The organism is Streptomyces sp. SPB162 (genome assembly GCF_029504575.1).
Lineage (GTDB): Bacteria > Actinomycetota > Actinomycetes > Streptomycetales > Streptomycetaceae > Actinacidiphila.
The window spans coordinates 5959502-5981160 of sequence record NZ_JAQFII010000001.1; the positions used below are offsets into that span (position 1 = coordinate 5959502).

19 protein-coding genes and 1 pseudogene are annotated in these 21659 nt (G+C 72.5%); 17 read left to right on the forward strand and 3 right to left on the reverse strand.

Features of this window, described 5'->3' with window-relative positions:
- Positions 1-7 precede the first annotated feature (7 nt).
- The 9 genes and pseudogenes from M2266_RS26955 to M2266_RS26995 all read left to right on the forward strand — a co-directional run bounded on the left by M2266_RS26955 (position 8) and on the right by M2266_RS26995 (position 10148).
- Complete coding sequence (locus tag M2266_RS26955; protein WP_277440508.1) at positions 8-367, forward strand: nucleotide pyrophosphohydrolase; 360 nt, start codon at positions 8-10, stop codon at positions 365-367.
- Between the two features lie 134 nt (positions 368-501).
- Positions 502-948, forward strand: a complete 447-nt coding sequence (locus M2266_RS26960) for a DUF6099 family protein (RefSeq protein ID WP_277440509.1) — start codon at positions 502-504, stop codon at positions 946-948.
- Positions 949-1111: 163 nt separating this feature from the next.
- Complete coding sequence (locus M2266_RS26965) at positions 1112-2035, forward strand: LLM class F420-dependent oxidoreductase (RefSeq protein WP_277440510.1); 924 nt, start codon at positions 1112-1114, stop codon at positions 2033-2035.
- A gap of 39 nt (positions 2036-2074) precedes the next feature.
- Positions 2075-2965: a homocysteine S-methyltransferase gene (gene mmuM / locus M2266_RS26970; protein WP_277440511.1), complete on the forward strand. Its 891-nt coding sequence runs from the start codon at positions 2075-2077 to the stop codon at positions 2963-2965.
- Between the two features lie 42 nt (positions 2966-3007).
- A complete protein-coding gene (locus M2266_RS26975) occupies positions 3008-4231 on the forward strand; it encodes an arginine deiminase (RefSeq protein WP_277440512.1) in 1224 nt (407 codons plus the stop codon).
- A 96-nt stretch (positions 4232-4327) separates the two neighbouring features.
- A pseudogene (argF, locus tag M2266_RS26980) lies at positions 4328-5327 on the forward strand (ornithine carbamoyltransferase).
- Positions 5328-5446: 119 nt separating this feature from the next.
- On the forward strand, positions 5447-6274 hold the full coding sequence (locus M2266_RS26985) for an enoyl-CoA hydratase family protein (protein ID WP_277440513.1): 828 nt from the start codon (positions 5447-5449) through the stop codon (positions 6272-6274).
- Positions 6275-6276: 2 nt separating this feature from the next.
- Entirely contained in the window at positions 6277-8538 is a 2262-nt protein-coding gene (locus M2266_RS26990) for a bifunctional salicylyl-CoA 5-hydroxylase/oxidoreductase (protein WP_277440514.1), read from the forward strand.
- A gap of 383 nt (positions 8539-8921) precedes the next feature.
- The gene (locus M2266_RS26995; RefSeq protein ID WP_277440515.1) at positions 8922-10148 is read left to right on the forward strand and encodes a serine hydrolase domain-containing protein; all 1227 of its coding nucleotides are present in this window, start codon (positions 8922-8924) and stop codon (positions 10146-10148) included.
- Positions 10149-10222: 74 nt separating this feature from the next.
- On the opposite strand, the gene M2266_RS27000 is transcribed toward M2266_RS26995, so the two are convergent.
- Both M2266_RS27000 and M2266_RS27005 read right to left on the reverse strand, forming a co-directional pair.
- Positions 10223-11044, reverse strand: coding sequence for a PaaX family transcriptional regulator C-terminal domain-containing protein (locus M2266_RS27000; RefSeq protein ID WP_277440516.1), 822 nt, complete (start codon positions 11042-11044; stop codon positions 10223-10225).
- A 4-nt stretch (positions 11045-11048) separates the two neighbouring features.
- Entirely contained in the window at positions 11049-12662 is a 1614-nt protein-coding gene (locus tag M2266_RS27005) for an AMP-binding protein (RefSeq protein ID WP_277440517.1), read from the reverse strand.
- A 97-nt stretch (positions 12663-12759) separates the two neighbouring features.
- Here M2266_RS27005 and M2266_RS27010 point away from each other — a divergent pair, with 97 nt between their 5' ends.
- The 8 genes from M2266_RS27010 to M2266_RS27045 all read left to right on the forward strand — a co-directional run bounded on the left by M2266_RS27010 (position 12760) and on the right by M2266_RS27045 (position 20070).
- Positions 12760-13875 carry an acyl-CoA dehydrogenase gene (locus M2266_RS27010; protein ID WP_277440518.1) on the forward strand — a complete coding sequence of 372 codons (1116 nt, stop codon included), beginning with the start codon at positions 12760-12762 and terminating at the stop codon, positions 13873-13875.
- On the forward strand, positions 13872-14270 hold the full coding sequence (locus tag M2266_RS27015) for a RidA family protein (protein ID WP_277440519.1): 399 nt from the start codon (positions 13872-13874) through the stop codon (positions 14268-14270). Before M2266_RS27010 ends, M2266_RS27015 begins: the two co-directional genes overlap by 4 nt.
- Before the next feature lie 64 nt (positions 14271-14334).
- Complete coding sequence (locus M2266_RS27020; RefSeq protein WP_277440520.1) at positions 14335-15519, forward strand: FAD-binding oxidoreductase; 1185 nt, start codon at positions 14335-14337, stop codon at positions 15517-15519.
- Complete coding sequence (locus tag M2266_RS27025) at positions 15509-15823, forward strand: (2Fe-2S)-binding protein (RefSeq protein ID WP_277440521.1); 315 nt, start codon at positions 15509-15511, stop codon at positions 15821-15823. Before M2266_RS27020 ends, M2266_RS27025 begins: the two co-directional genes overlap by 11 nt.
- Complete coding sequence (locus M2266_RS27030) at positions 15804-17252, forward strand: NAD(P)/FAD-dependent oxidoreductase (RefSeq protein ID WP_277440522.1); 1449 nt, start codon at positions 15804-15806, stop codon at positions 17250-17252. The genes M2266_RS27025 and M2266_RS27030 overlap by 20 nt, the downstream gene beginning before the upstream one ends.
- A 122-nt stretch (positions 17253-17374) precedes the next feature.
- Positions 17375-18238, forward strand: coding sequence for a dihydrodipicolinate synthase family protein (locus tag M2266_RS27035; RefSeq protein WP_277441374.1), 864 nt, complete (start codon positions 17375-17377; stop codon positions 18236-18238).
- A gap of 31 nt (positions 18239-18269) precedes the next feature.
- Positions 18270-19271, forward strand: a complete 1002-nt coding sequence (locus M2266_RS27040; RefSeq protein WP_277440523.1) for a proline racemase family protein — start codon at positions 18270-18272, stop codon at positions 19269-19271.
- 76 nt (positions 19272-19347) lie between these two features.
- Positions 19348-20070, forward strand: coding sequence for a GntR family transcriptional regulator (locus tag M2266_RS27045; protein WP_277440524.1), 723 nt, complete (start codon positions 19348-19350; stop codon positions 20068-20070).
- Positions 20071-20163: 93 nt separating this feature from the next.
- Here the strand turns inward: M2266_RS27045 and M2266_RS27050 are convergent, their stop codons facing one another.
- Positions 20164-21549, reverse strand: coding sequence for an aminopeptidase P family protein (locus M2266_RS27050; RefSeq protein ID WP_277440525.1), 1386 nt, complete (start codon positions 21547-21549; stop codon positions 20164-20166).
- Positions 21550-21659 lie beyond the last annotated feature (110 nt).

The following is a 21659-nucleotide window of genomic DNA, read 5'->3' on the forward strand; positions in this document are numbered from 1 at the left end:
TGTGCGGATGAGCGAGGATCTGCAGGCGCTGCAGCGCCGTCTGGCCGCCTTCGCGGCGGCCAGGCGCTGGCAGCAGTATCACGTACCCAAGAACCTGGCCGCGGCGTTGAGTGTCGAGGCGTCCGAACTGCTGGAGATCTTCCAGTGGATGACCCCGGAAGAGGCGGGCCGGGTGATGGACGACCCCGGGACCGCGCACCGGGTGGAGGACGAGGTGGCGGATGTCCTGGCGTATCTGCTGCAGTTCTGCCAGGTGCTGGAGATCGATGCGCTGAAGGCGCTCTCGGCGAAGATCGACCGCAACGAGGTCCGCTTCCCGGTGCCGGCGGATGACGGGGGGTCGGGCACTCTCCACCCGACCTCGTGAGCGGCACGATCACGAACGGCGAGTTATGCACGAACGGCGAGTTATCCACAGGCGCGGGACCCCCCTTCCGCCCGCGCTCGCCGACCGTCACTCTTAGTAGTGGAACGGTAGCTCGCGGCGGTGGGGGGCACATCATGGACGCGGTACGGCTCATCCAGGCCACCCGGCACGCGCTCGAACAGGCGTGGCAGGTGCAGGACCTGATCGCGGAGGCGTGGCAGGCGCAGGCGCTGGCGGAGGCGATGGGCGGCCATCTCGCCGTGCACGGGCCCCCGGAGCTGCGGGTGGTCGGGTTCTCGGCGGGCGAGGCGGGCGGACGGGTCTGCGGACCGGTCGGGCTCTCGGCGCTCGCCGGCGCCCGGTCGGAGCCCATCCGGGCGGCGATACTCACCGGCGTGCGGGAGCCGGCCCGCGCACTGGCGGAGATACGGGACCTGCTCTCGGAGCTGGGCGCGGTCCTCGCGGGGGTGGCCTGTTCAGCGGAGGAGGAGGCGGTGTACTGGCAGTGCATCGACGCGCTGGACGCCGCCGAGGAGTCCAAGGACCTCGTGTGCTCGCTGCTCGGCGCGCTCGGCCCATGAAACGGAGCCTCATGCCCGAGCCGCCGAGCACGGGTGGCGGCGGTCATGCGGACCGGTGCGGACGGAGGCGGCGCAGGGGATATTCACCCGCCGGGGCACAAGATCGGCGACGTCGTCACGCACGGTTGACGTGCGGGGCGGTCCGGCGTGGAGGATGGGTGCCATGGATCTTCGTATTTTCACCGAGCCCCAGCAGGGCGCCACCTACGACACCCTCCTCACGGTCGCCAAGGCCGCCGAGGATCTCGGATTCGACGCCTTCTACCGCTCCGACCACTACGTGAGCATGGGTGGCGGCGACGGGCTGCCGGGCCCGACGGACGCCTGGATCACCCTGGCCGGGCTGGCCCGCGAGACCAGCCGCATCAGGCTCGGCACCCTGATGACGGCCGGCACGTTCCGGCTGCCGGGCGTTCTCGCCATCCAGGTCGCCCAGGTGGACCAGATGTCCGGCGGACGCGTCGAGCTGGGACTGGGCGCCGGCTGGTACGAGCGGGAGCACACCGCCTACGGCATCCCGTTCCCGAAGGAGAAGTTCGGCCGGCTGGAGGAGCAGCTGGCGATCGTGACCGGTCTGTGGGCCACGCCGGCCGGTGAGACCTTCGACTACGACGGGAAGTACTACCAGCTCAAGGAGTCGCCCGCGCTGCCCAAGCCGGTGCAGGCGAAGATCCCGGTGCTGATCGGCGGGCACGGTGCCAAGCGGACCCCGGCCCTCGCAGCTCGCTACGCGGACGAGTTCAATATCCCTTTTGCATCGATTGATGATAGTAGGCGGCAGTTCGGCCGGGTGCGCGAGGCGGCCGAGGCGGAGGGGCGCAAGAAGGACGAACTAGTGTATTCGAACGCGCTGGTCGTCTGTGTCGGCAGGACCGACGCGGAAGTCGCGCGCCGCGCCGCGGCCATCGGCCGGGAGGTCGACGAGCTGAAGGCCAACGGGCTGGCCGGCTCACCGGCCGAGGTGATCGACAGGATGGGGCAGTACGCCGCGACCGGCTCGACCCGCTTTTACCTCCAGATGCTCGACCTGGGCGATCTGGACCACCTGGAACTGATCTCCGCCGAGGTCCAGTCCCAACTGAACTGACCGCACCCCACTCGACTGCGCACGACAGGAGCCACCACCATGCCGGCCGACCTCACCCTGGACACCCCGCTCGTCCTCGACGGCGGGCTGTCCAACCAACTCGCCGCCCAGGGCTGTGATCTGTCCGACGCGCTCTGGTCGGCCCGCCTGCTGGCCGATGCGCCCGAGCAGATCGAGGCGGCGCACGCGGCCTACGTCCGGGCGGGCGCGCGGGTGCTCATCACCTCCAGCTACCAGGCGACGTACGAGGGCTTCGCCCGCCGGGGAACCGGGCGGGCGGAGGCGTCGGGCCTGCTGCGGCGCAGCGTCGAGCTGGCGCGGAGCGCCGCGGCCGGCCGGACCGACGTGCTGGTGGCGGCGTCCGTCGGTCCGTACGGGGCGATGCTGGCGGACGGCAGCGAGTACCGGGGGCGGTACGGGCTGAGCGTGCGGGAGCTGGAGCGCTTCCACCGGCCGCGGATCGAGACGCTGGCCGCGGCCGCGCCCGATCTGCTCGCCCTCGAGACGGTGCCGGACATGGACGAGGCGGAGGCGCTGCTGAGCGCGGTCGAGGGGGTCGGGGTTCCGGTCTGGCTCTCGTTCAGCATCGACGGCGACCGGACGCGGGCCGGACAGCCGCTGGAGGAGGCCTTCGCGCTGGTCGCCGGGCGGGACGAGGTGGTGGCGGTCGGGGTCAACTGCTGCGCTCCGCGGGACGCCGACCACGCCGTGGCGGTGGCCGCGGAGGCCTCCGGCAAGCCTGTCGTGGTCTATCCGAACAGCGGCGAGGAATGGGACGCGCAGGCCCGGAAGTGGACGGGCGAGGTGACGTTCGAGGCTTCCCGGGTCCGGGGCTGGCGGTCCGCGGGGGCCCGGCTGATCGGTGGCTGCTGCCGGGTGGGGCCCGAGCAGATCGGGGCACTGGCGGAGGTGATGCGTCGGGAGGCGTGAACAGGGGTGCGATGCGCCGGTGAGAGGGGAAGGACTGTCTTCATGGGCTTTCACGTGGATTCCGAGGCCGGGCGGCTGCGCCGCGTCATCCTTCATCGACCGGACCTTGAACTGAAGCGGCTCACGCCGTCCAACAAGGACGCGCTGCTCTTCGACGACCTGTTGTGGGTGCGCAGGGCGCGGGCGGAGCACGACGGCTTCGCGGACGTGCTGCGCGACCGGGGGGTCGAGGTCCATCTCTTCGGCGACCTGCTCAGGGAGGCGCTGGCGGTGCCGGAGGCGCGGGCCCTGGTGCTGGACCGGGTCTTCGACGAGAAGGAGTACGGGCCGCTGGCGACCGATCACCTGCGCGCGTCGTTCGACGAGCTGCCCGTGCCCGATCTGGTCGAGGCGCTGGTCGGCGGGATGACCAAGCGGGAGTTCCTCGAACGGTTCGCCGAGCCGATCTCGGTGCTCTTCCACGCCATGAGTCTCGACGACTTCCTGCTCAATCCGCTGCCGAACCACATCTTCACCCGGGACACCTCCGCCTGGGTCTACGACGGGGTCAGTATCAACGCGATGCGCTGGCCGGCCCGGCAGCGCGAGACCGTGCACTTCGAGGCGATCTACCGGCACCATCCGCTGTTCGCCGGCGGCGGCTTCCACGTCTGGTCGGAGGGGCAGGCGGCGTATCCGTCGACGATAGAGGGCGGTGACGTCCTGGTGATCGGCAACGGGGCGGTGCTCATCGGGATGAGCGAGAGAACCACGCCGCAGGCGGTGGAGATGCTCGCGCAGGGTCTGTTCGCGGCGGGTTCCGCGCGCACGATCGTGGCGCTGGACATGCCGAAGAAGCGGGCCTTCATGCACCTGGACACCGTGATGACCATGGTGGACGGCGACACTTTCACCACGTACGCCGGGCTGGGGATGCTGCGCTCGTACTCGATCGAGCCGGGCGCGGGGGACCGGGACCTGAAGGTGACCGATCATCCGGCGGAGCACATGAACCGGGCGATCGCGGCGGCGCTGGGCCTGGACGACGTCCAGGTGCTGACCGCGACCCAGGACGTGCACTCGGCGGAGCGCGAGCAGTGGGACGACGGGTGCAACGTGCTCGCCGTCGAGCCGGGGGTGGTGGTGGCCTATGAGCGGAACGTCACGACCAACACCTTCCTGCGCAAGCGCGGGATCGAGGTGATCGAGATCCCGGGGAGCGAGCTGGGCCGGGGGCGCGGCGGCCCGCGCTGCATGAGCTGTCCCATCGAACGCGAGGCAGTGTAGGAGGCGAGGACGAGGCGGGAGAATGGATCTGTATAAACATGTCATTGATCGTATAGACTTCCAGGGTTCTTCCGCCGCCGTCACCTAGGAGTCCCCATGGCCATCGACCTCAAGGGCCGTCATTTCCTCAAGGAGCTGGATTTCAGCCCCGAGGAGTTGCTCCACCTGGTGGAGCTGGCGGCCCAGCTGAAGGCGGCCAAGCGGGCGGGGACCGAGGTCCGGCGGCTGACCGGCAGGAACATCGCGCTGATCTTCGAGAAGACCTCGACCAGGACCCGCTGCTCGTTCGAGGTGGCGGCCGCCGACCAGGGCGCGAGCACCACCTACCTGGATCCCTCGGGCTCGCAGATCGGGCACAAGGAGTCGGTGAAGGACACCGCGCGGGTGCTCGGGCGGATGTTCGACGGCATCGAGTACCGGGGTGCCGGCCAGGAGATCGTCGAGGAGCTCGCCCAGTACGCGGGCGTGCCGGTCTGGAACGGCCTCACCGACGAGTGGCATCCGACCCAGATGCTCGCCGACGTGCTCACCATGGCCGAGCACACCGACAAGCCGCTGGTCGAGACCCGCCTACGCCTACCTCGGCGACGCCCGCTACAACATGGGCAACTCGCTGCTCATCACCGGCGCGCTGCTCGGTATGGACGTGCGGATCGTCGCGCCCCGGCAGCTGTGGCCGCAGGAGCCGGTGGTCGCCGAGGCCCGCCGGCTCGCGGAGAGCACCGGCGCGCGCGTCACACTGACCGAGGATGTCGGCGAGGGTGTTCGCGGCGTGGACTACCTCCACACCGACGTCTGGGTGTCGATGGGGGAGCCCAAAGAGGTGTGGGACGAGCGGATCGCGCTGCTCGGCCCGTACGCGGTGACCATGGACGTGCTGCGCGCCACCGGCAACCCCGACGTGAAGTTCCTGCACTGCCTGCCGGCCTTCCACGACCTCGGGACGAAGATCGGTCAGGAGATCTACCAGCGGCACGGCCTGACCTCGCTCGAAGTCACCGACGAGGTCTTCGAGTCGGCGCACTCCGTCGTCTTCGACCAGGCGGAGAACCGGATGCACACCATCAAGGCGGTCCTGGTGGCGACCCTGGCCTGAGTGCGGATATCCCGCGGTTGGTTCCCGGTTATCTCGCACTCGTGACGGCAGTCACAGATGAGTGATAACTTCGCCCTGCGGGCGTCCGCACCCCCTCCCCCCGCCAAGGAGGACGTGCCTTGAGTCCCTATCCGAGTTCAGCGAGCCCCACCGGTCAGTGGAAACACCTGCGGGTGGAGCGCGCCGGTGGTGTCGTCACCGTCACGCTCGACCGTCCCGACAAGCTGAACGCGCTCACCTTCGGCTCCTACGCCGACCTGCGCGACCTGCTCGCCGAGTTGGCGCACGACGGAGAGACGCGGGTGCTGGTGCTGGCCGGCGCCGGCCGCGGTTTCTGCTCCGGCGGTGACGTGGACGAAATCATCGGCGCCACCCTCGCCATGGGCACGGGCGAACTTCTCGGCTTCAACCGGATGACGGGCCAGGTCGTCCGGGCGATCCGCGAGGCGCCGTTCCCCGTCATCGCCGCCGTGCACGGGATCGCGGCGGGCGCGGGCGCGGTGCTCGCCCTGGCCGCCGACTTCCGGATCGTCGAGGCGTCGGCCCGGTTCGCGTTCCTCTTCACCAGGGTCGGGCTCGCGGGAGCGGACATGGGGGCCGCGTACCTCCTGCCCCGCATGGTCGGCCTCGGCCACGCCACCCGGTTGCTGATGCTGGGCGAGACGATCGGCGCCGCCGAGGCGGAGCGCATCGGGCTGGTCAGCCAGTTCGCCGCGGACGGCGAGGTCGACGCCGTGGCCGCCGCGCTGGCCGAACGGCTGGCCGCGGGCCCCGCGCTGGCCTACCAGCAGACCAAGGCGCTGCTCACCGCCGAGCTCGACATGCCGCTGGCGGCCGCCGTCGAGATGGACGCCGCCGCCCAGGCCCTGCTGATGACCAGCGCCGACTACGCCGAGTTCCATGCCGCGTTCACCGCGAAACGCCCGCCCCGCTGGGAAGGGCGCTAGCCATGCGGATCGCGGTCATCGGCGGCGGCCCCGGGGGCCTGTACGCGGCCGCCCTGCTCAAGCGCCTCGATCCCACGCGCGCCATCACCGTCTGGGAACGCGGCGCCCCCGACGACACCTTCGGGTTCGGCGTCGTGCTGTCCGACGAGACCCTCGGCGGCATCGAGCACGCGGACCCGGTCGTCTACCGCGCCCTGCAAGCCGAGTTCACCCGCTGGGACGACATCGACGTGCACTTCCGCGGCGAGGTGATCACGTCCGGCGGTCACGGCTTCGCCGCCCTCGACCGCCGCCGGCTGCTGACGATCCTGCACCAGCGTTGCCGCGACCTCGGCGTCGGGCTGCGGTTGCGCGAGACCGCCCCCACCGCCGCGGAACTCGCCACGAGCCACGACCTCGTCATCGCCGCGGACGGCGCCAACAGCGCGACCCGCACCGCGCACGCCGAGGTCTTCCGACCGCGGCTGACCGGCCACCGCTGCCGTTACATCTGGCTCGGCACCGACCTGCCCCTGAACGCCTTCCGCTTCGAGATCGCCGAGACCGAGTACGGCGTCATGCAGGGCCACGCGTACCCGTACCGCGAGGGCGCCGCCACGTTCATCGTCGAGATGCGGGAGGACGTCTGGCTGCGCGCGGGGTTCGACCGGCTCGACGAGGCGGAGTCGATCGCCCGCTGCGAGAAGCTCTTCGCGGGCTGCCTGGAAGGCCACACGCTGACCGGCAACCGCTCGCGCTGGGGCGCGTTCACGACCGTCGTCAACGAGCGGTGGTGGCACGGGCGGACCGTGCTGCTCGGCGACGCCGCCCACACCGCGCACTTCTCCATCGGCTCCGGCACCAAACTCGCCATGGAGGACGCGCTCGCGCTCGCCGCCTGCCTGCAGGAGCGGCCGGACGTGCCGTCCGCGCTGACGGCGTACGAGACCGAGCGCAGGCCCGTCGTCGAGAGCACCCAGCGCGCGGCCCGCGCCAGCCTCGAATGGTTCGAACAGGTCGCGCAGTACACCGGGCAGCCGCCGCTGCAGTTCGCCTTCAACCTCCTCACCCGCAGCCGCCGCGTCACCCACGACAACCTGCGGCTGCGCGACCGCGGCTTCACCGACGCCGTGGAACGGGACTTCGGCACCGAGCCCGCCACCCCGCCGATGTTCACTCCCTTCCGGCTCGGCGGGCTGACGCTGCGCAACCGCGTCGTCGTCTCGCCGATGGACATGTACTCGGCCGTGGACGGCACGCCCGGCGACTTCCACCTCGTGCACCTGGGCGCGCGGGCCCTCGGTGGTGCGGGACTCGTCATGACCGAGATGGTGTGCGTCAGTCCGCAGGGCCGCATCACCCCCGGCTGCGCCGGCCTCTACACCGACGAGCACGAGACGGCCTGGCGGCGGGTCACCGCCTTCGCCCACGCGCAGTCGTCCGCCGCCATCGGCCTGCAACTCGGCCACAGCGGACGCAAGGGCTCCACGCGCCTCATGTGGGAGGGCATCGACGAGCCGCTCCCGGACGGGAACTGGCCGCTCGTCGCACCCTCCCCGCTGTCGTACCGGCCGGGCGTCAACCAGGTGCCGGCCGCGCTCGACGCGGCCGGCCTCGCCGCGATCCGCGAGCAGTTCACGCAAGCCGCGGCGCGGGGCGCCCGTGCGGGCTTCGACCTGCTCGAACTGCACTGCGCACACGGCTATCTGCTCTCGTCCTTCCTCTCCCCGCTCACCAACCACCGCGCCGACGCCTACGGCGGCGACCTCGACGGGCGGCTCCGCTACCCGCTGGAGGTCTTCGACGCGGTCCGCGCCGTCTGGCCGCGCGACCGCCCGATGACCGTCCGCATCTCCGCCACGGACTGGGCGCCCGGCGGCACCACCGAGGACGACGCCGTCGCCATCGCCCGCGCCTTCGCCGCCCACGGGGCCGACGCCATCGACGTCTCGACGGGGCAGGTCGTCGCGGACGAGCGTCCCGCGTACGGCCGCTCGTACCAGACCCCGTACGCCGACCGCATCCGCAACGAACTCGGCGTCCCCGTCATCGCCGTCGGCGCGATCTCCTCGTGGGACGACGTGAACTCCCTCCTGCTGGCCGGCCGCACCGACCTGTGCGCGCTGGCGCGCCCCCACCTCCACGACCCGAACTGGACCCTGCACGCCGCCGCCGATCAGGAGTACAGCGGCCTGGCCGCGATCTGGCCCCGCCAGTACACGGCGGGCAGCCGCCGTCCCCCGACCGGCCGAACGGACGCCCCGAAGCCCCGGCTGACGCTCTAGGCCGTGTCTGACACATCCGGCCTGGCCCGGGACGCCTGGCACGCGCGCTCTCCCCCAGCTACCGCTGGGAGGGGCCCCCAGTTGTCGGGCCCGCCCCAGTACGTCCAGTACAGGGGCGACCCCCCGCCGTGCGACTGCACGGCGGAGGGTCGTCCTCGTACCGGGCGTACTCGGACGACTCCGACAACGCAGCGAGGTACCGTGCCGGGCGTCGCGAACCGGTGAACCTTTCCGGCCAGAGCACTAGAGGTGCTGAACACGAGAGGCCGGGGCCGTCCGGGTGGATTTGCCGCGTGGTGACGGCGGGTGCCGGGTCGGGGCAGGGTGCGATGGGTGATCTTGGCGTCGCAAGATCCCCTCGCTTTTGGAAGAGGCATCCCGTCATGCGTCGTGCCCCCACCCGCCGACTCGTCACCGCCCTCCTCGCCCTCTCCACGCTGGTCCCTCTCTCTCTGACCTCGTCCGCGGCCCAGGCCGCCCCGCCGAGAACCGCGTTCACCGCCGTCGACCCGTACGCCGTCGACCCGCGCGCCGACGACTGCCCGCCCGATGGTCTGGATCCCGCGCTCGTGGCCCGCCTCGACAAGGCGATCGAGGCCACCCGCAAGGAAGCCGGCGTCCCCGGCGTGACCGTCGGTCTGTGGCTGCCCGGCCGGGGCAGCTACATCCGGTCGACGGGAGTGGCCGACAAGAAGACCCGGGCGCCGATGACGCCCGACCTCAACATGCGGATCGGCAGTGAGACCAAGACCTTCACCGCCACCGCCGTCCTGGAGCTGGTCGACCGGGGGCTGGTCCGGCTGGACAAGCCGATCTCCACCTACCTGCACGGCGTACCCGACGGCGAGCACATCACCGTCCGCCAGATGCTGGAGATGCGCAGCGGCCTGTTCTCGTACACGTTCGACCAGGACTTCGTCCACGACCTGCTCAGCGACCCGACGCGCCAATTCACCCCGAAGGAACTGCTGGCGTACGCGTTCCGTCACCCGAACGTCTTCGCCCCGGGTACGCAGTTCCAGTACTCCAACACGAACTACATCCTGCTCGGCCTGCTCGTGGAGAAGCTGGGCAAGATGCCGCTCGCCGAGTTCATCCGGCGGTACGTCACCGGTCCGGCCCACATGGAGCACACGCTGCTCCCGAAGGGCGCCGAGTTCCCGTCGCCGCACGCGCACGGGTACACGAACCAGACGCTGACCGGTGCGGTCGCCGACACGACGGACTGGAACCCCAGCTGGGGCTGGGCGGCCGGCGCGATGGTGTCCACCCTGCAGGACCTGCGCAAGTGGGCCAAGGTCGTCGCCACCGGTGAGTTGCTGTCCCCGGCCACCCAGGCTCAGCGGGAGAAGTTCATCCCGGTACCGAACTTCGACGGTGCCGGGTACGGCCTCGGCCTGTTCACCACCCACGGCTGGGTCGGGCACAACGGCTCGCTGCCGGGCTACGAGAGCGTGACGATGTACCTGCCGGAGCAGAAGGCCACCATGGTGATCCTGCTCAACACCGACATCCTGCACGACGGTTCCGAGCCGAGCACCCTCATCGCCAAGGCGGTGACGTCCATCATCACTCCGAAGAACGTCTACGAGCTGCCGGCCGAGGGCTGACCCCGGCCGCACCGTCCGTCGTCACGACCGAGCGCGGTACCCGGCCTCTCCGGACGGGTACCGCGCTCGGCCGTTCACGCGGGCCCGGCCGCCTCGCGGACGAAGGCCGCGCCCGGTTCATGCAGCCGTTTGCGGAGGTCGGTGAAGACCTGGGACGCGCGGGCGCCCGGCCAGTCGGGCGGCAGCAGCGGGGCGGGGAGGCCCGGGTCGGCGTAGGGGAGGTGGCGCCAGGAGTCGAGGGCGCGGAGGTAGTCGGGGAAGGCGTCGCCCGGCGGCACGTCCTGGCGGCGGGACCAGCGGCGGAGCACCGGCTCCTGGGCGTCGAGGAAGGTGCGGTGCAGGGCGGCGATGGCGTCGAGGTCCCACCAGCGGCGGACGGCGGTGGCGGTCGGTTCGAAGCCGCGGTGCGTGCCGTGGAAGAGGTCCACGTAGGGGTCGAGCTCGAGGCGGCGCAGGGTGTGCCGGGCCTCCTCCTGGACGTGCGCCGGCGCTATCCAGACGCCGGGCGCGGCGCTGCCGAAGCCGAGCCGGGCCAGCCGGGAGCGCAGCAGGTGCCGCTTGTGGCGCTCGGTCTCGGGAACGGAGAAGACGGCGAGCACCCAGGAGCCGTCGCCGTCCTCGTCCGCGGGCGCGCCGTAGATACGGCGGTCGCCGTCGGCGAGGAGCTGGCGGGCGTCGTCGGAGAGCGCGTACGCGGCGGCGCCGCCGACGCGGTCGGGGACCAGCAGTTCGCGCCGCTTGAGCCGGGAGACGGCCGAGCGGACCGACTGCGGGTCGACGTCCACCGCGCCCATCAGCCGGATGAGGGTGGCGACCGGTACCCGGCCGTCCATCTCGGCGCGTCCGTAGGCGCCGAAGAAGGTCACGATCAGCGAACTGGGGGTGTGGTCGGTCACCTGATCATTTTAGGTCGCGCAGCCGGAAGCGCTGGAGTTTCCCGGTGGGGGTGCGGGGCAGCGCGTCCAGGAAGACGATGTCGCGCGGGCACTTGTAGGGCACGATCACGCCCTTCGTGAAGTCGCGCAGGGCGCCCACCGTGGCCGCGTCGCGCGGTACGCCGTCGCGCAGGACGACGTAGGCCCGGACGATCTGGCCGCGCTCCTCGTCCTCGACGCCGATGACGGCCGCCTCGCTGACGTCCGGGTGGCGCAGCAGCGCCTCCTCGACCTCCGGTCCCGCGATGTTGTAGCCCGCCGAGATGATCATGTCGTCGGCGCGGGCGACATAGCGGAAGTAGCCGTCGGGTTCGCGGACGTAGGTGTCGCCGGTGAGGTTCCAGCCCTCCCGCACGTACCCGGTCTGGCGCTCGTCGGCGAGGTACCGGCAGCCGGTCGGGCCGCGCACCGCGAGCAGCCCCGGCTCGCCGTCGGGGAGCGGCTCGCCCGCGGTGTCGACGATCCGCGCGCGGTAGCCGGGCACCGGAAGGCCGGTGGTGCCGGGGCGGATGGCGTCGTCGGCGGCGGAGATGAAGATGTGCAGCAGCTCGGTGGCGCCGATGCCGTTGATGATGCGCAGCCCCGTGCGGTCGTACCAGGCCTGCCAGGTCGCGGCGGGCAGGTTCTCGCCCGCCGAAACGCATCGCCGCAGCGACGAGACGTCGTACGGAACGCTGTCGTCGTCGAGGTGGCCGAGCATCGCGCGGTACGCGGTCGGCGCCGTGAACAGCACGCTCACCCGGTGCCGGGCGACGGCCGCCAGCAACTGCCCGGGACCCGCCTGCTCCAGTAGCACACTGGACGCCCCGACCCGCATCGGAAAGATCACCAGCCCGCCGAGGCCGAAGGTGAAGCCGAGCGGCGGGCTGCCCGCGAAGACGTCGTCGGCGCGCGGGCGCAGCACCTCGGCGGAGAACGTGTCGGCGATGGCCAGGACGTCGCGGTGGAAGTGCATACAGCCCTTGGGGCGGCCGGTGGTCCCCGAGGTGAAGGCGATGAGCGCGACGTCGTCGGCCGAGGTGGCGACGTCGGGGAAGCGGTCCGGCTTGGCGGCCGCCCGTCGCAGCAGGTCCTCGGGCGCCTCGCCGCCGTACGTGGTGATCCGCAGGTCCGGGATCCCGGCCGTGGCCAGGTCGTCCACCGACCGCAGATCGCACAGCGCGTGCCGGACGGCAGCGATGTCGCAGATCGTCGCGAGCTCGCCGGAGCGCTGCGCGGCCAGCACGGTCACGGCCACCGCGCCCGCCTTGAGCACCGCGAACCAGCACGCCACCAGCCAGGGGGTGGACGGCCCGCGCAGCAGGACCCGGTTGCCGGGCCGCACCCCGAGGTCGTCCGCCAGGACGTGCGCGATGCGGCCGGCGGCGGCGTCCAGATCGCCGTAGGACCAGACCTCGCCGCCGGGGGTGCGCAGGCAGGGGGTGTCGGGGCTGCCGCCGGCCAGCAGTTCGGCCGCGCAGTTGAGCCGGTCGGGGTACTGCAGCGCAGGCAGCTCGAAGGCGAGTTCCGGCCACTGGTCACGCGGTGGGAGGTGGTCGCGCGCGAAGGTGTCCACGTGGGCGGAGGGCAGCAGGTCCATGGCGGTACCGCCTTCGTTGGCACCTGAGAGCGAACGAATGAAGCGTAACGTGTTGCTGACGACAGTCAACGGTACGCGATACCGCTTGGAGGCGCCGATGCCCTCGTTCGCTCTCGATCCGGAACAACTGAAGTGGTGTGCCGAGATCCGCTCCCTCGCGGCGAGCCGGCTGCGGCCGCTGGCCGAGGCGGGTGAACCCGGCTGGGTCAACCGCCCGTTGCTCGCGGAACTGGGCGAACTCGGCTTGCTGGAGCGGGTCTTCCCACCCGGCGGCCGGGTCTCGGCGATGGACCTGTGCCTGCTGCGGGAGTCGCTGGCCCGCGAGTGCACCGAGGCCGAGACCGCGCTCGCGCTGCAGGGTCTGGGCGCGCACCCGGTGCTGCGCAGCGCGGAGCAGGCCGCCCGCTGGATCCCGGAGGTCGCGGCGGGCCGGGCGGTCGCCGCCTTCGCGCTGACCGAGCCCGCCGCCGGCTCCGACGCGGCGGCGCTGGAGCTGGCCGCCGAGCCGGACGGCCCGGGATGGCGGCTGACCGGCGAGAAGTGCTGGATCTCCAACGCTCCGCAGGCCGACTTCTACACGGTCTTCGCGCGCACGGCGCCGGACGCCGGGTCGCGCGGGGTGACGGCGTTCCTCGTCCCCGCCGACCGGCCGGGGCTCTCCGGCGCGCACCTGGACATGCTCTCCCCGCACCCCATCGGACGGCTCGCCTTCGACGGCGTCCCGGTCGGCCCGGACGATCTGCTCGGCGAGCCCGGCCGGGGCTTCCGCGTCGCGATGGACACCCTGAACCTGTTCCGGCCCAGCGTCGGCGCGTTCGCCGTCGGTATGGCGCAGGCCGCGCTCGACGCCGCCACCGAGCACGCGGGCGCGCGCACCGCCTTCGGTGGTCCGCTCAAGGACCTGCAGGCCGTGTCCCACGCGCTCGCCGAGACGGCGACCCGCACCGAGGCCGCGCGGCTGCTCGTCTACGCCGCCGCGGAGGCGTACGACAGCGGGGCGCCCGACATCGCCAAGCGGTCGGCGATGGCGAAGCTGTACGCGACCGAGACCGCGCAGTTCGCGGTGGACCGGGCGGTACAGATCCACGGCGCCCGCGCCCTGGAACGCGGGCACCTGCTCGAGCACCTCTACCGCGAAGTGCGGGCGCCGCGTATCTATGAAGGTGCCACCGAGGTCCAGCGCACCATCATCGCGAAGGAGCTGTACCGATGAGCCTGCGGCGCATCAACCCGGGCGAGCTGTCGCCGCCCACCGGCTTCAGCCACGCCGTCACCGCGACCGGCCGCACGATGGTCTTCCTGGCCGGCCAGACAGCACTCGACCCGGCGGGCAAGGTCGTCGGCGACACGCTGCCCGCCCAGTTCGAGGTGGCACTCGGCAATCTTCTGGCGGCGCTCGCCGCCGCGGGCGGCGGCCCGGCCGACCTCGCCCGCATCACCGTGCACACCACGGATGTCGCCGCCTACCGGGAGCACGCCCCCGAACTGGGGCGGCTGTGGCGGTCGTTGGCGGGCCGCGACTATCCGGCGATGGCGGTCGTGGGAGTGGTCCGGCTCTGGGACGAGGAGGCGATGGTCGAACTCGACGGGATCGCCGTCCTGTCGTAGCGCGGGGGACCCGGCGCGGAGGTGATCCCTTGGCAGCACGTACGCCATGTGACATATTACTGCAGTGCCCACGAGACACTCGCTGGACGTCGTCATCGTCGGGGCCGGAGTGGTCGGCGCGGCCTGCGCCTACTACGCCTCCCGGTCCGGACTGTCCGTCGCCGTGGTCGACCGCGGCTCTGTCGCGGGCGGCACCACGGGCGCCGGTGAAGGCAATCTGCTGGTCTCCGACAAGGAGCCCGGCCCTGAACTCGACCTCGCGCTGCTGTCCACCAGGCTCTGGCGCGAGCTCGCCGACGACCTCCCACCGGAGATCGAGTTCGAGTCCAAGGGCGGCCTCGTCGTAGCGTCCGACGAGGCCCGCCTGGACGCCCTGAGCGTCTTCGCCGCTCAGCAGGCGGCCGCCGGCGTCGCTGTGGCCCGGGTCCCGGGGGACCGGCTGCACGACGTGGAACCCCATCTGGCGCCCGGCCTCGCCGGGGCCTTCCACTACCCGCAGGACGCCCAGGTCCAGCCTGCCCTGGCCGCCGCCCATCTGCTGCGCGCCGCCCGGCGGGCCGGTGCGCTGCTGCGCCTCGGCGAGGAGGTCACGACGGTCCTGACCGGTTCTGATGGCGCGGTCCGCGGGGTGCGCACCGAGCAGGGCGAGCTGCGGGCACCCGCCGTGGTCAACGCGGCCGGGACCTGGGGCGGTGAACTCGCCGCGCTGGCCGGGGTGGAACTGCCGGTCATGCCCCGGCGCGGCTTCGTCCTCGTCACGGAACCGCTGCCCCGGCTCGTCCGGCACAAGGTCTACGCCGCCGACTACGTCGCGGACGTGGCCAGCGGCTCCGCGGCCCTGCAGACCTCGCCCGTGGTCGAGGGCACCCCGTCCGGGCCGGTGCTCATCGGCGCCAGCCGGGAGCGGGTGGGCTTCGACCGTGCGGTGCGGGTCGAGGTGCTGCGCCGGCTCGCGGCCGGGGCCGCGGCGCTCTTCCCGGTGCTGGCCGGGGTCCGGGTGCTGCGCGCCTACCACGGTTTCCGGCCGTACCTGCCGGACCATCTGCCCGCGATCGGGCCCGATCCCCGCGCGCCCGGCCTCTTCCACGCCTGCGGACACGAGGGCGCCGGCATCGGACTCGCCCCGGCGACCGGGCTGTTGCTGACCGCCGCGATCCGGGGCGAGCGGCCCGCGCTGGACCTGACCCCGTTCCGGCCCGACCGGTTCCCCGACACGACGTATCCGAGAGGGCCACACGATGGCGCGTAACCCCGTCGACCTGGCCGGGGCCACCCCGGGGCCATCCTTCGAGATCATGATGGACGGCCGTGCCGTGTCCGCCCTGCCGGGCCAGACCGTCGCCGCGGCCCTGTGGTCCGCGGGCATCCTCGCCTGGCGCACCACCCGGGTGAACGGCCGCCCGCGCGGTGCCTTCTGCGGCATCGGCTCCTGCTACGACTGCCTTGCCACCGTCAACGACGTCCCCAACCAGCGGGCCTGCCTGGTCCCGGCGCGCCCCGGCGATCTCGTCACCACCCAGGAGGGCCACGGCCGTGCCGACCTTGCCGTCTGACATCGCGGAGTACGACCTCGCGGTCATCGGCGCCGGGCCCGCCGGGCTCGCCGCCGCCGTGACCGCGGCCGACCTCGGGCTGACCGTCGCCCTCCTCGACGCGGCGGCCGCCCCCGGCGGCCAGTACTACCGCCATCCCGCGCCCGAACTCGGCGCCGCGCGCCCCGAGGCGCTGCACCACGGCTGGGCCGCCTTCGCCGCGCTGGTGCGACGGCTCGACCGGCACACCGGGACGGGCAGGGTCCGGTACCTCAGCCGCCACCACGTCTGGACCGTGGAACGCGACGGTCCGACGGCGTGGACGGCGCACGCGGTCACCGGTCCCGACGGGCCGGGACAGGGCCGGGCGGCGGTGACGTCACGGGCGCTGCTGCTGGCGACCGGCTCCTGCGAGCGCCAACTGCCGTTCCCCGGCTGGACGCTGCCCGGCGTGGTCGGCGCGGGCGGCGCCCAGGCGATGCTCAAGTCCGGCCTGGTGCTGCCCGGACGGCGCATCGTCGTCGCGGGCAGCGGCCCGCTGCTGCTGGCGGTCGCCGGCTCGCTGGCCGCCGCGGGCGCCCAGGTGGCCGCCGTCGTCGAGGCGGCCGGTTACACCGCCTACGCCAGGAGCCCCCGGTCGCTGGCCGCCAACCCCGGCAAGCTGCTCGAAGGCGCGGTCCACGGTACGGCCCTGCTCCGCCACGGTCTGCGCCCCCGCACCCGCAGCGCGGTGACGCAGGCGCACGGAACCGACCGGGTGGAGGCCGTGACCGTCTCCCGGCTGGACCGCGACTGGCGCCCGGTGCCGGGCACCGGCCGGCGGATCGCCTGCGACGCGCTCGCGGTGGGTCACGGCCTGCTGCCGCAACTGGAACTGGCCACCGGACTGGGCTGCGCCACCCGCCGCACCCCCGACGGCACGCTCGCTCTCGCCCTCGACGAGCGCCAGCGGACCTCGGTGCCCGGCGTCTGGGCGGCCGGCGAGACCGGGGGCGTGGGCGGCGCGCGACTCGCGCTCGCCGAGGGGGAACTGGCGGCCTACGCCATCGCGGCCGCGGCACCGTCTTCGCCACGTGCCGACGCCCGCCGCGCGGCGGCGCTGCGCCGCACCCGGAAGCGGCTGCGGTCCTTCGCGGCGGTGATGGCGGCCGCGCACCGGCCGGGTCCCGGCTGGCCCGCCTGGCTGAGCGACGACACCGACGTGTGCCGTTGCGAGGAGGTCTCCGCAGGCGAGGTCCGGGCGGCGGTCGACGACCTCGGCGCCCACGACGCCCGCACCGTCAAACTGTTCACCCGCGCGGGGATGGGCTGGTGCCAGGGCCGGATGTGCGGCCCCGCGGTCGACTGCCTGTCGGGCGCCGGAGCGGGCCCGGACCGGCGGCCGCTCTCCTGCCCCGTACCGCTGGCTGTGCTGCTGGAACCGACGGCCGCGCCCCCGGAAGAACGGTAGGACTCCCGCCGACGCCCCCCTTGTGGTGACCCTGCGCCCCACAGTAAAATGTCACATCTCACTAAGGGAGAACCACCGTGACCACGAACACCCCGCCCCGCGACCAGCCCTGGCACGGCATCATGGTCGCCACCGCCCTCCCCTTCCACGCCGACCTGCGGGTGGACCACGACGGTTACGCCGAACACGTCGCCTGGCTCATCGAGTCCGGCTGCGACGGTGTCGTGCCCAACGGCTCCCTGGGCGAGTACCAGACCCTCACCGAAGACGAGCGGGCCCGCGTCGTCCGTACCGCCGTCGAGGCGGCGGGCGACGGCGACCGCGTCATGCCCGGCGTCGCCGCCTACGGCAGCGCCGAGGCCCGGCGCTGGACCGAGCAGGCCGGAGAGGCCGGCGCCGGGTCCGTCCTGCTGCTGCCGCCCAACGCCTACCGCGCCGACGAGCGGGCGGTGCGCGCGCACTACGCCGAGGTGGCCAGGGCCGGGCTCCCGGTCGTCGCCTACAACAACCCGTACGACACCAAGGTCGATCTCACCCCGCGACTGCTCGCCGAGCTCTACAACGAGGGCAGCATCGTCGCGGTCAAGGAGTTCACCGGCGATGTCCGCCGGGCCTACGAGATCGCCGAGCTCGCACCCGGTCTCGACGTCCTGGTCGGCGCCGACGACGTCCTGCTCGAACTCGGCATCGCGGGCGCCGTCGGCTGGATCGCGGGCTACCCCAACGCGTTCCCCGAGGCCTGCGTGACCCTGTACCGGGCGGCGCTCACCGGCGACCTCGACACCGCCGTGCCGCTCTACCGCGCGCTGCACCCGCTGCTGCGCTGGGACTCCAAGCCCGAGTTCGTGCAGGCCATCAAGGTGTCGATGGACCTCGTGGGCCGGCCCGGCGGCCCGGTCCGCCCCCCGCGCTCCCCGCTCCCGGCCGATATCGAGTCCGCCGTGCGCGCCGCGACCGAGAAGGCGATGGCCGAAGGCCTCTGCTGACCCGCGAGACACCCACGAGAAGGAGGACCCCTTGCGCAGCCGGAACATCTACCACGCCGTCGACTCGCACACCGAGGGCATGCCGACCCGCGTCATCACCGGCGGCGTGGGCGTCATCCCCGGTGCCACGATGGCCGAACGCCGGCTGTACTTCATGGAGCACCACGACCGGGTGCGCACGCTCCTGATGTACGAGCCGCGCGGCCACGCGTCGATGAGCGGCGCGATCCTGCAGCCCCCGACGCGGCCCGACGCGGACTTCGGGGTCCTCTACATCGAGGTCTCCGGCTACCTGCCCATGTGCGGCCACGGCACCATCGGTGTCGCCACCGTCCTCGTCGAGACCGGGATGGTGCAGGTCACCGAGCCGGTCACCACCGTCCGGCTGGACACCCCCGCCGGGCTCGTCACCGTCGACGTCCAGGTCGAGGACGGGCAGGCCACGGCCGTCACCCTCCGGAACGTCCCGGCGTTCTCGGCCGGGCTGGACCTCGAGGTGGACGTGCCGGGGTACGGGAGGCTCAGTTACGACCTCGCGTACGGGGGCAACTTCTACGCGATGCTGCCGCTGGCCGACCTCGGGCTGCCCTTCGACCGCGAGCGCAGGAACGACATCCTCGCCGCCGGGCTGGCCGTCATGGAGGCCATCAACGCGGCGGACCGGCCGGTGCACCCCGAGGACCCGGACATCAGCGGCGTCAAGCACGTCCAGCTGATCGCCCCCGGCTCCGACGCGCGGCTGTCCCGGCACGCGATGGCCATCCACCCCGGCTGGTTCGACCGCTCGCCGTGCGGCACCGGCACGTCGGCGCGCATGGCGCAGCTGCACGCGCGCGGTGAACTCCCGCTGCACACCGACTTCGTCAACGAGTCCTTCATCGGAACGTCCTTCACCGGCCGGCTCGTCGAGGAGACGGCGGTCGGCGGTCTGCCCGCCGTAGTGCCCACCGTGACCGGCCGCGCCTGGATCACCGGCACCGCCCAGTACTTCCTCGACCCGGCCGATCCGTTCCCGGGCGGGTTCCTGCTGTGATCGTCCCCGGCGGCCGGGCCTCGAAAGCAACGTGACATTGTACGCTGGGGCTCCGCGGGACGACGGAGGAACAGCGATGGGTGACCTGAAACAGCGCAACCTGATCACGGCGCAGGAGCGGCTGCGCGATCAGGTGGGCCACGCCCTGCGGGCCGCGCTCATCGCCGGTGAACTGCGTCCCGGCGTCGTCTACTCGGCCCCCGCCCTCGCCGCGGACTTCGGCATCTCCGCGACTCCCGTGCGGGAGGCGATGCTCGACCTGGCGCGCGAGGGCCTGGTCGAACCGGTGCGCAACAAGGGCTTCCGGGTCACCGAGATGAACGAGCGCGACCTCGACCAGTACACCGAGATCCGCGCCCTCATCGAGGTGCCCACCGTCGGCCGGGTCACCCGCACCGCCACTCCCGAACAGCTCGAGGAACTGCGTCCGGTCGCCGAGGAGATCGTCGCCGCCGCCCGGGCGCACGATCTCATCGGCTACCTGGAGGCCGACCGCCGCTTCCACCTCACCCTCCTCGGCCTGGCCGGGAACGAGCGGCTGGTGGAGGCCGTCGGCGACCTCCGCAAGCGCTCACGGCTGTACGGGCTGACGCGGCTGGACGAGCGCGGCGAGCTGGTCTCGTCGGCCGAGGAGCACGTCGAGCTGCTGGATCTGATGGTCGCCGGCGACGCCGAGGCGGCTGAGGAGTGCATGGCCCGCCACCTCGGGCATGTGCGGTCGCTGTGGGCGGTGGGCAAGGAGGAACCGGCTGCGGCGAAGCCGGAACCGGTCCTCAAGCGGCGGCTCGGCTCCGCCTGAAGGGCGTTGCGAAAGTAGCGCCGTTCGCCCGTTAGGGCCAGCCGGGACTTTCGCAACACCCTTGAGGGCCGGGCCCCGGGGCGGGCCGGCGGGTCAGCTCAGCAGCTCGCCCATCCATGCCTCGATCCCCGCGACATCGCGCGGCAGCGCCCCCGACATCAGCCGAGCCCCGTCGGGCGTGATCACCAGATCGTCCTCGATGCGGATGCCGATGCCGCGCAGTTCCAACGGCAGCGTCTCGTCGTCGGGTTGGAGGTACAGGCCCGGCTCGACGGTGAGGACGTGGCCCTCCTCCAGTACGCCGTCGAGATAGGTCTCGGCGCGGGCCTGGGCGCAGTCGTGCACGTCCAGGCCGAGCATGTGGCCGCTGCCGCACAGCGTGTAACGGCGGTAGAGGCCGCTGTCCTCGGCGAGCACCTCGTCGGCGGGGACGCGCAGCACGCCCCAGTCGGCGAGTCCTTCGGCGATGACGCCCATCGCGGCCAGATGGAAGTCGCGGAAACAGGCGCCGGGTTTCAGCGCCGCGATGCCCGCGCTCTGCGCGGCCAGCACGAGCTCGTACAGCTGCCGTTGGACGGGGGAGAAGATGCCGGTCAGCGGCAGGGTGCGGGTGACGTCGGCGGTGTAGAGGGTGTCCGTCTCCACGCCCGCGTCGAGCAGCAGCAGTTCGGTGGGGTCGAGCGGGCCGTCGTTGCGTGTCCAGTGCAGGACGCAGGCGTGCGCGCCGGAGGCGGCGATGGTGTCGTACCCGGTGCCGTTGCCCTCGGCGCGGGCGCGCCGGTCGAACGTCCCCGCGATCCAGCGTTCGCCGCGCGCGTGCCGCAGGGCGCGCGGCAGGGACCGTACGGCGTCCTCGAAGCCGGCGACCGTGTGGTCCACGGCGCGTTGCAGTTGGCCGATCTCCCAGGCGTCCTTCACCAGTCGCAACTCCGACAGCACGCTCGCGAGTTCGGGGTCCGTGGCGGCGTCGCGGCCCGGTGGCAGCGCGCCGAGCCCGTCCGGGTGCGCGCACCGGATGCCGGTCATCCGCTCGGCCTCCGCGAGGTCGGGGCGGCGCCCGACCCAGAACTCCCCGTAGCGGCGGTCGCGGTAGAACCCGGGCTCGGTACGGGGTGAGCGCGGCCGCAGGTACAGCACGGCCTCGTGTCCCGAGGGGCCGTCCGGTTCGAGGACCAGGACGTTGCCCGGCTGGTCCTCGCCGGTCAGGCCGGTGAGCCAGGCGTAGGCGCTGTGCGGGCGGAAGCGGAAGTCGTCGTCGTTGGAGCGGACCTTGAGCTGCCCGGCGGGGACGACGAGCCGTTCGCCGGGGAAGCGCGCGGACAGCCGGTCGCGGCGGGCCGGGGTGAGGTGCGCGCCGGGGACGCGGGTGTCGGCGGGCAGCGGGGTGGCGGCCCAGGCGGTGCCCATGAAGGCGTCCAACGCCGGTGAGGTGGGCAGATCGTGACTTCCGGTATGCGGGCGGGCGGGGGTTCCGTTCATCGAGGAGCTCCTTCGGACACGGCTGGACACGGCTGGGCACGGCTCGGGACAGGACTTCGGACACGGGTGGGTAACGGCGACGCACACACCTTGTCAGTGCAATTTCACAT